At 34.7% G+C, this 10,887-nt stretch carries 5 protein-coding genes; all 5 read right to left on the bottom strand.

All coding sequences use genetic code 11. The features are described 5' to 3' along the window. Positions 1-1,975 (bottom strand): SprB repeat-containing protein (locus tag Q0543_RS09900; RefSeq protein ID WP_299252069.1); only part of this gene is annotated, 1,975 nt, incomplete at its 3' end. Positions 1,976-2,198: 223 nt separating this feature from the next. Beyond that, positions 2,199-4,655 (bottom strand): T9SS type A sorting domain-containing protein, encoded by a 2,457-nt coding sequence (locus tag Q0543_RS09895; RefSeq protein ID WP_299252066.1) that lies wholly within the window; start codon positions 4,653-4,655, stop codon positions 2,199-2,201. Positions 4,656-4,762: 107 nt separating this feature from the next. After that, entirely contained in the window at positions 4,763-7,273 is a 2,511-nt protein-coding gene (locus tag Q0543_RS09890) for a T9SS type A sorting domain-containing protein (protein WP_299252063.1), read from the bottom strand. 107 nt (positions 7,274-7,380) lie between these two features. Further along, positions 7,381-10,326, bottom strand: coding sequence for a T9SS type A sorting domain-containing protein (locus tag Q0543_RS09885; protein WP_299252060.1), 2,946 nt, complete (start codon positions 10,324-10,326; stop codon positions 7,381-7,383). Between the two features lie 252 nt (positions 10,327-10,578). After that, positions 10,579-10,701, bottom strand: coding sequence for a T9SS type A sorting domain-containing protein (locus Q0543_RS17050; protein ID WP_366800107.1), 123 nt, complete (start codon positions 10,699-10,701; stop codon positions 10,579-10,581). Between the last annotated feature and the right edge of the window lie 186 nt (positions 10,702-10,887).

Raw genomic sequence — 10,887 nt, 5'->3', positions numbered from 1 at the left:
TATCAATACGTAAAGGCGCAGGCTGTGTCAATTGCAGCATATCCGTTCGGATATAGCATCCTGCAGCATCGCTTATATTAGCTCGCTGACGAGCTGGAGATGACAAACCAGATAAGGTGAACAAGGTATCTTTGGTATTGCCCGTGTTCCATTGTATGTGATAAGGTGCTGTACCGCCTTGAGGAAGGACCTCTAAACCTCCATTGCTGTATGTAGCACAGGATGGTGAAATGATGGTATCACTATAAGAAAGGTTGCAACCAGGTGCCTGAGCAATCGTGATAATAAAATCTTTAAAAATAAGGCTGGCACCCAACGCAGGTTTTGAACAAGCACTTGGATAAGGAGACCTATCACTTTGTACTATCCTTAACCGTGTTTTACCACAGACCGCATTGGAAGGAACTGTTATCGTGACATCATTATATCGGTATGTACTCGCAACGGTAGTATGATATAATTCATTGTCTTCGTTAAAATACCCATCGTTATTATAATCAATAAATATTGATACTAAAGGTAAATTAATTGCTTGAATATAATATGAGGTTTCAATAGTACCCAATTGTAACTGGTACGACTGACCCTGTTGTAAGGTTGTTGTCCAACTACCCGTATCTGGTAAGACGTTTTTATATTCAAGCAATAAATCTGTAATTGTATCTGGATGAAAATGGAGTGTATTGAGATCCAATACAGAATAAAAAAAACCAGCATCTAAGCCTCCCATAGTTTCTTCACTCCTGCAATAATTAACTATTTTTTCTTGTTGTTTTGTATAAAAGGAATAGTCATTACAAACAGTAGTATCTCCCGAAGGATGAATGGTATGAATACGCAAAAAATATTTTTGTCCGCCAGCTAAGCTATCTAATGGTAGATTTACCAAACCAAGTACCGTATTAAAATTAGTAACAATACTGTCAGCATAAAGACCCTTTTTATACAAATCCATACTTATTTCGTCGGCACCTAGATACACATCAAAACGCAAACTATCCCGCATATCACTGAACCACCAAACTCGATCGGATGTTAAAAGCGTATCTCCTTGTAGTTCTTCATAATCGTTTGCAGCATAAGCAGAGTCCTTATAATTGCCCAAATTTGGATTCCAGCGTATCGGAACGGGACACATAAAGTTGGATATCTTTGGAAGATAATTTATAGTATATAATTTTTGATTTACGGAAGCGGGCATAATAGTATCCCCAAGAATTCCATATTTGTAATTACCATTGGTATAAGATTGTGCTGTCTGAAACCAAGCATTTGAATTAAAACCAGTACCATAAATGTAATGGGTCTGATCTGTACCATATCGTTGCATGATGCTTGCGTAGGTATCTATAATTGGATTATTTGTATTATTTGTAATGTATTGAACATAGGGATTGATATTTATTTCACCTGTTTGCCTCAATTCAAAATTAGTACTAATAAACATCTGATTCCCACCTAGAGAGGCAATGCTTATAAGTGAAATGTATAATCTGCGTTCCCCTTCAAATCCTCCTTTATAAATATAGATATATACTTGACCTTGTAAATCCAAATTTTTACCTGGATATAAACCAGAGATTAAGTATTTATTTTTATTAGTAAAAACAGTATCCGTAGCTGTTTCAATCAGTGTGTCTGCATATACCGTCATGCCCCCTTCCGAAGATTTACCCAACACAATATATCCTTTGGAATTTAAAGCAAAAATATCAAATTCCTGTCCTGCATAGGGAAATTTAAATCCAATCGGAATCCCCTGAATGTGTTTGGACGACGGTATGTTTTCCAATACATAACCATCTGTTAAAAAAGTTGTATATGCAGGATAGATTAGATAAAATGGATTACCTGCTTGAATCATTCCTGTAACTTCAAAATTAGAATTTGCTATCGGTCTTACATTTTCCTGAATAACTTTATAAAAAGGATTTGCCTGTCCATAGCAGAATGCTATCGAAAGCAGTATATACAAAAAACAAAAAGTACTATTTCTAATCATTAAAAACATATTTGGTTCAATATAAATCAATTTTAAATACAGTAATATTAATTACTCATTTATATTTTATTTTAAAACACTCTACTTAACATAAGTTAATTAATTATTAAACAATATGTTACAACACACAAACTGCTCTTCAATACAAAAATAGAATTAGCTCACCTGCATTCATTATTTTGTATAATCCATCTTGTTATTTTACGATTAACTTAAATGTATTTCTGCTATTCTCCTCTTCTACTTTTACTATATACAAACCTGATGAGATGCTTGACAGGTTTATGAATTGTTGATTGGTGCTAATCCCTTCAAATATTTTTTTACCATCGCTGCTGTAAATGATTATTTCTGCAAATTGATTGATACCCGATATTTGAATGTAATCATAGGCAGGGTTGGGATATAAGACAAAATCTTCTTTAATATAATTTACGGTATCTCTATTAGAAAACACATACGTTTGCGGATCGCAGGCATTTTTATCTGTAGCAACAATGGTAAAATTGCCTTGGGAAACATCGGGTAAAAAAATAGTATCATTTACAGCATATAATGTATCTGTTTTATCTTCTGTAATCTTCGCACGGTAGGGTCTTGTACCACCACTAAATACAATAAACGCAGGCTTTGTTTGAAAAAATGTATCTACCTGTAAGGGCAAAGGCTGTGTCATTTGTAACATAGCCGTACGGATTGCACAACCAGCAGCATCTGTAATCGTAGCACGGTGTCTATCTGGTGCTACTAAGTCAGATAGAGTAAACAAAGTATCTGCTGAATAACCTGTGTTCCATTGTATGTGATAAGGTTCTATTCCTCCAGAAACCACTACATTTAAGAATCCGTTGCCATTTGTTGCACAGTTTGGTGTTACAATAGAATCCGAATACGAAAGATTACAACCTGGCGCTGCTGCAATGGTAATGGTAAAATCAGAAAAAAACGTATCTTCTGTAAGGCATGGATCTGGAAAGTAACAGTTATTACAAAACCTTCTTACAGCTATTCGCAACCTTGTTTTGCCCAATACTGCATTTTTAGGTATCGAAAATATAAGTGGCCTATATAAGGTATCGCTAATACCAAAGGTATGATTGTCATTATTATTATCTGGATGATCAAAAACGCCATCCTGATCGTAATCCATAAATACAGATACCATAAAAGATGTTGCTGGTAAATAATTCCATTTGGGGCAACTTAGTTGAAGTGTATACGCTTGTCCTTGTTGCAAGGTAGTTGTCCAACTACCCGTATCGGGAATACTTGTTTGATAGTACAAACCTAGGTAAGACTGATCGTAATCTAGCTTATAATGTAGGGTATTCAAATCTAAAAAACAATCGGTAAATGCTTCATTTCCTTGCTCAAAAATATAGTCATCGGTTCGGCAATAATTTTTAGTTACTTCATTTGGTTTCGTGTAAAAAAACGTTGTGCAAACCGTAGTATCCCCAGATGGATTAATGCTATGGATTCGTAAAAAATATTTCTGGCTTGGCGCTAAACTATCCAGTTTCAGTTTTACCATCCCTTTCACAAAACTATAAAGATAAGGCTCTAAGGTATCTGACTCTAGACCTGCTTTATACAAGGGCATGCTTACTTCATCCGTACCCAAATATACATCAAAGCGTAAGCTGTCACGCATATCACTATACCACCATACCCTATCTGAGGTTTCAAGAGTATCTCCTTCCAGCTCCTCGTAATCATTGGCTATATAGGCTGAATCAGCATATACACCCGGTGGGTTCGCATGCCAACGAATGAGAATGGGACAGCTAACAGTTGATTTTACAGGCTGATAATAAATGATATACGTTTGTTGAGTTACAGGTGGTAAAATCGTATCTCTGAGTATACCATATTTAAAATCTATGTTCGATGAATATTTTTGTTGCGTATGCGACCAAGCATCTGAATTGTATCCAACTCCAAATAAATAATTATCTTTACCTGTACCATCTCGTTGGATAATCGATCCATAAGAATTAAAACTATTTTGGCCAGCATTATTTTGAATGTCAACTGAAGGTACTATATTCATTTCCCCTGTCTCTTTTAATTCAAAACTGTTTGTTGAAAATATAAATGCTCCATCTGTCAATCTCGTTGCATTGATTAATGATATATACAACCTTCTTTCTCCAATAAAGCCGCCTTTATACATACTTACATAAACGCTACCTGTAAAATCCATATTTTTACCAGCATATAATCCAGAGATTAAATATTTATTTTTTTGCGTAAAAACAGTATCCGTAGAAGACTCTATTAAGGTATCGGCATATACCGTCATCCCTCCTTCCCAAGATTTTCCTAATACAATATAGCCTTTTGCATTTATTGCATAAATATCAAATTCCTGCCCCGCATACGGAAACCTAAACCCAATTGGTAGCCCTTGAATATGTTTGGAACTTGTGATGTTTTCCAACACATAGCCATCCGTTAGAAAAGTAGTATAGGCAGGATAAATTGGATTATAGGTATTACCTACTCCTATGTTCAGAAAATTAAAATTATTGAAATAATCTGGTCGTATATTTTCTTGCGTAACCGTATAAAAAGGATTGGTCTGCGCATGGCTATACCTACACACACATAGTGCGAGTAAGAGAAAAAGGACCGTTACTTTTTTATCCATAGTTGGCGATAGCTAGGCGAATGTAAACATAATTTAGTACTTGATAAAAAAAACAGTATTAAGTAACCAATTATTAATTAACAAATTAACATATGTTAATTTGTTTTTCACTTTATAATCAGTTTAATCGTTTCACGTTGATTTTCTTCTTCTATTGTTACAAAATATAGGCTCGATGGAAGATTGGGTAAAAACAGCTGTTGTTGATTTGTGCAAGTTGTTTCAAATACGATTTTACCGTCAATACTACATATCTTTATAAATGCTTTATTCTTAATACCCGATATTTGAATATAATTTGTAGCTGGGTTGGGGTATAAAATAACTTTTGATTGTTGACCTATCGAATTTTCGATGCCTAATACTCCTTGATTAAATACATACGTTTGCGGATCGCAGGCATTTTTATCCGTAGCAACAATGGTATAATTGCCTTGGGAAACATCTGGTAAAAAGATCGTATCATTTATTGCAAATAGTGTATCTGTTTTATCTCCCCCAATCTCCGCTCGGTAGGGTCTTGTACCGCCACTAAATGCAATAAAGGCGGGCTTTGTTTGAAAAAACGTATCTATCTGCAAAGGCAAAGGCTGCGTCATTTGTAGCATAGTTGTGCGGATAGTACAACCAGCAGCATCTGTTATAGTAGCACGGTGACGCATGGGGGACGCAAGATTGGACAATGTAAAAGAGGTATCTGCTAGATTACCTGTGTTCCATTGTATGTGATACGGTTCTATGCCTCCAGAAACCACTACATTCAAGAATCCGTTACCCTTGGTTGCACAGCTTGGTGTTACAATAGAATCCGAATACGAAAGATTACAACCAGGCGCAGGGGCTATATTTATAATAAAATCTTTAAAACTAAGGCTGGCACCCAACGCTGGTTTTGAACAAGCATCTGGATAAGGAGACCTATCACTTTGTACTATTCTTAAGCGTGTTTTACCACAGACTGCATTTGAAGGAACTGTTATGGTGACATCATTATATCGGAATGTACTTGCAACGGTAGTATGATAAAACTCGTTGTCTTCGTTAAAATAACCATCGTTATTATAATCAATAAATATTGATACTAAAGGTAAATTATTTGCCTGAATATAGTATGATGTTTCAATAGTACCTACTTGCAACGGATAAGATTGGCCCTGATCTAAGGTTGTTGTCCAACTACCCGTATCTGGTAAGACACTTTTATAAAAAAGTAATAGATCTATTATTGAATCTGGATGAAAATGAAGTGTATTCAGATCTAATACTGAATAATCCCATCCCGCATCTAAGCCTCCCATAGTTTCATCACTCCGACAGTAATTTATTATTTGTTCTTCTTTTTTTGTATGAAATGAATAGCCATTACAGACTGTAGTATCTCCCGAAGGATGAATCGTGTTAATGCGTAAAAAATATTGCTGGCCTCCTGCTAAACTATCTAATGATAGATTTACCAAACCAAGAACTGTATTAAAATTAGTAACAATAGTGTCTGCATATAGTCCCTTTTTATACAAGTTCATACTTATTTCATCTGTACCTAGATACACATCAAAACGCAAACTATCTCGCATATCACTAAACCACCAAACCCGATCAGAGGTTGAAATCGTATCTCCCTGAAGCATTTCATAATCATTCACCAGATATGCAGAATCTCTATATACACCGGGATCATTGACCACATAATGATATGCAGAATCTATATAGCTACCAGGAGGATTCGGATTCCAACGTATCGGTACTGGACAATCAAAATTAGATGTTTTGGGGAGATACGTAATCGTATATGGATATACACTGACTTGATTCGGGTTTATGGTATCCCGTACTATACCATGTTTGTAATCTGTATTGTTATAGGAGTGCTTAATATCAAACCAGCTATTTGTTGTGGCACCTGTTGTATACATATAATCTGTATAGTCTGTGCCATAACGCTGCATATAGGAGCCATAACTATTTAATTTATCATTTGTATTATTAAAAAGTATCTGATTGTTCGTTCTTATCGTAATTTGGCCCGTTTCTTTTAATTCAATAATATTACCCAAATTAATAATGGACCCTCCGTCCACTACTTTTGAAGAACTGATTACAATAAGCAATTGTCGCCCTCCCTCAAAGCCTCCTTTACTGATTAGAAAAGATACATCTCCTTGCAGATCCATATCCTTGCCTGTATACAAACCCGAAATAAGGTATTTGTTTTTATCTGTAAAAACAGTATCGGTGGCTGTTTCAATTAACGTATCCGCATACACCGTCATACCTCCTTGATTTGATTTACCCAATACAATATATCCCTTTGCATTGATTGCATAGATATCAAATTCCTGACCTGCATACGGAAAATTAAACCCAATGGGAAGTCCTTGAATGTGCTTGGAACTTGTGATATTTTCCAACACATAGCCATCTGTTAAAAAAGTTGTATAAGCAGGGTAAGTGGGATTATAGGTATTGCCTGCACCTGCACCGGCAACTACGAAATTAGAATTAGCTAAGGGTGCTACATTCGATTGCGTAACCGTATAAAAAGGATTGGTTTGCGCATGGCTATACCTACACATACATAGTGCGAGTAAGAAAAAAATAATCGTTACTTTTTTATCCATAGTGGGTGATAGCTAGGCGAAGTTAAACATATTTCATACATTAATACAAAAAAATGTATGAAGTAACCACTTATTAATTAACAAATTAACATGTATTAATTGCTTTTTTACTTTATAATTAACTTACATATTTTCTTTCTATCTCCCTCAACTATTCGAACCAAATACAAAGCGGCTGCCATGTATGGTAACGTTATTATTTGGCTGTTGCTACTAATGCCTTCAAATACTTTTTTACCATCGCTACTGTAAATGGTTATTTCTGCAAATTGATTGATACCAGCAATCTGAATGTAATCGTTGGCAGGGTTGGGATATAATATAAAATCTTCTTTCTTCTTAGCATCATTATCAATAGATATATCTTGTAAAGTAATATCACAATTGTCCGAATCAAAAATTGATAGTTTATAGGTGCCAGAAGTAAGAATATTACCTAGCCAAACAGTGTCTGTAATATTAGATACACTCAACATTGTGTTACCTGAAATAGTCATTCGATATGGAGACTTTCCTCCATGTAAATAGATCCATGAATTGTATGTACTTTTATCTATATCATAATTAAAGTCTGTTTGTCGAATTGCAATTATAGAGGTATCTGAATAACAAGCCATTGAAGTTTTCATATATGCCCATATTGTATCCGTTAATGATGTAGGTTTAAAATGGATTGTATTATTGGTATCAATAATACGTTGCTGTTGTTGCGAATACCATATAGTACTGGAATCGCTAGAATTAAGTTCTATCTGCTGATTAGGATTACAAACAGTTATAAGACTATCTGTTAGTGGTTTTACGGATGTATTGCGTTTAAATTCAAACTCCTGAATAGAACTGGCACATTGGGGATTTTGGTTTACAAAAAATATATTCACTATAGTATCAACCAAGTTAGGCATTGTAAATACTAAAGAATCTCCAATTTCAGATTGTCGGTTTAAACCATAAAAAAAGAAACCCGTAATGTTAGGATTCGTAACATAAGGCTTAATAGTATATGTATTACCAACACATAAAAATGGAGGAATTTTTGCTCTTGGTATTGGCTGTTCTGTAATATCAAAATCGAGTGTTGCATTTGCGCACATTAGTTTATCTTTCACTATTACTGAATAGTGCCCTGCTGTGAGTTTATCCCTATACGTTAAAAATGTATCCCGATTAATATCACTCCAATGTATCGTTGTAAATTGATTTGCATTTTGAAGAATGATCGGTGCGTGGCCCAACGCTCCCATACTATCACATCCTATGTTTGAAACATAGCCTAGACTTGCAGAGGATTTTGTCCAATGCTCATAATAATCCTGCCTGCAATTGTATTTATCCTCAATGATAATATTATTATTTGCATTATAAGGTAATTTAACTGTTATGGTTTTGTCAGACCATTGCGTGCGTAAAATTGTATCATTATTTATCAATGCCATTACATAATTTATGTCTGAAATCGTTGAAAGGACTTCAATATCAGCTGTGGCACTATCACAAGATGCAGTTGGTGTATAGGTTACTTTTGTTTGCAATAATCTCTTATGAATGGTATCTGAATAAATTTTGCATCCCAGACTATCTTTAACAAGGAAATTATAAGCACCGATTTTTGTTAAAGGGAAATATTCGTATGGCCCCCATGTATAATCCATCTCTTTAGGAATTTTTTTTTCATATGTGCTTGACCCATCCGTCCATTGAACGGTATAGGGTGGCTTACCTTTCCATATCATTATAGCAAAACTTCCATCATTGCAATAGCTTGGCAACGGATAGCCAAATAATACATGTAGCGAATCCGTATGCTGCCTACTTACTAAGGCAGAGGTATTCAAAGTACATCCTTTATTATCGCTTATGTTAATGGGATACAAACCGAGTGTGTCACTTACGATAATGCTATCGTTGGTTTGGTATGTTTTATTATTCAGTGTAATTTGGTATGGCTTCTGTCCGCCACTAACATGTACTTCAATATTGAAGTTATTACAGGATCTGCCATTGGAATATACCTTTGTTGTATGTGTTAAATTGCTACAGCCTTGCGGTTTGGTTATTTTTAATTCATATACACCTACATCTGTTGTTGCAAATACTCGACCATTGCTCGTTTCAACCACGTCTGTCATATACTCAGGAGCACGTGCATCAATTTTTTCCCAGCTGTTGCCTTGGTCTACAGACGTTAACAGAATATCCCCTTTTACTTCGTATTGCGGCACTTGACCACCAGGTGCAATAGCGTATAAGCGCCCAGCGCCTGAACTTCTAAAACCGCCTTCTAGAGCAGTTCTATTATAAGGATATGTATTATTAGGGTTAGCATTTGTCATGGCCAACAGATTAAATGATCCGTTTTGAAGCAAATAAAAACGTACTTTTGTACTGGTTGAATCTATACCTTTCTTTGTAAGTTCAGATATTCGGACAATTACATTTCCTTCCTGATCTGTATTGAATCGGGTTTTAGGATAATATGTACTATCTCCAAAATAATATGCTGGCAAAGTAACTTTCTGCCAGGAGACAGCTTCATCGTCTGATTTATAAACAATATCTTCATTCGCCGTTCCATTGCTGGTTACGTATAATGAATTTCCTTGCTGAAAAAGTCTATATAATTTAGTTACAGCGTCTAACTTAGTCCATTTGCAGATTGAAGGATCGAATATCAATACCACTGTCATATCTTCTTGTGATCCATCGGGGTTGGGCACAGCACCAGTCATATAATATCTATTTTTATGAAAGGTAATATTACCTGTAATATATGCATGTATATGATCAAAATTATCACCATCGCATATAGCCACTAGACTATCCAATCCCTTATCATATTTGAGTAATTTTCTTCCTGGCATTGAAACCCAACCACCGCCAGGACCAGACCAACTTAAGCTGACTGCCTCTCCTTGATTTACTGTTTTTCTAAAATTAAAAAGTGTATCAGAACTTGCATACCACTGATATCTTCGGTATTTATCTGCAGCATTATATATCAATAAACCATCCCTCGCATACAAGGAAATTGGAGCAAATCCTGAATCAGGCATTTCCGGAAAAAGAGTTGATTTCTCCCAATAGTAAGTTTGACCATATATATTGCAGGTAAAAAAAAACATGCATACCATAAAAGTAATCCTTCGTACATTATATGTTAAGGAGGTCAATTTTATATATTGGTATATTTTAAATATTTGATGGATATGTTTCATTAAAATAGTTGTTATTATTATACTATATACAATAAATAGTATTAAGTAACCCACTATAAATTAATAAATTAACTTATGTTAATTTGTTTTTTACTTTATAATATGTTTAATCGTTTCACGTTGATTGTCTTCTTCTATTTTAACAAAATAAAGACTCGCTGGAAGATTCAGTAAAAACAGCTGTTGTTGATTTGTGCTTGTTGTTTCAAATATTCGCTTAATATTAATTTAGGTATAGTGGGAACATTATCGTTCAAAAAACAAACTCTGACTAAAAAATAAATTATATAAAGCAATACAAGATAAACGCTTATTTAAATGAAATAACTTTTGGTGATTAAAGTGGGGTCAGGTAAAAAAGCTGGGGAGTAACTGATAAAATATTAACTTTACAGGTAT

The organism is uncultured Cytophaga sp. (assembly GCF_937863595.1).
In the GTDB taxonomy this organism is placed as follows: Bacteria; Bacteroidota; Bacteroidia; order Cytophagales; family Cytophagaceae; genus Cytophaga.
Note: the sequence above shows the minus strand (reverse complement) of the source record. Positions and strands in the feature narration are given on the sequence as shown.

Excerpts from the sequence above, each read along its gene's own strand:
- Q0543_RS09885 (WP_299252060.1), bottom strand. The coding sequence starts at position 10,326 with ATGCCTGATTCAGGATTTGCTCCAATTTCCTTGTATGCGAGGGATGGT.
- Q0543_RS09890 (WP_299252063.1), bottom strand. The coding sequence starts at position 7,273 with ATGGATAAAAAAGTAACGATTATTTTTTTCTTACTCGCACTATGTATG.
- Q0543_RS09895 (WP_299252066.1), bottom strand. The coding sequence starts at position 4,655 with ATGGATAAAAAAGTAACGGTCCTTTTTCTCTTACTCGCACTATGTGTG.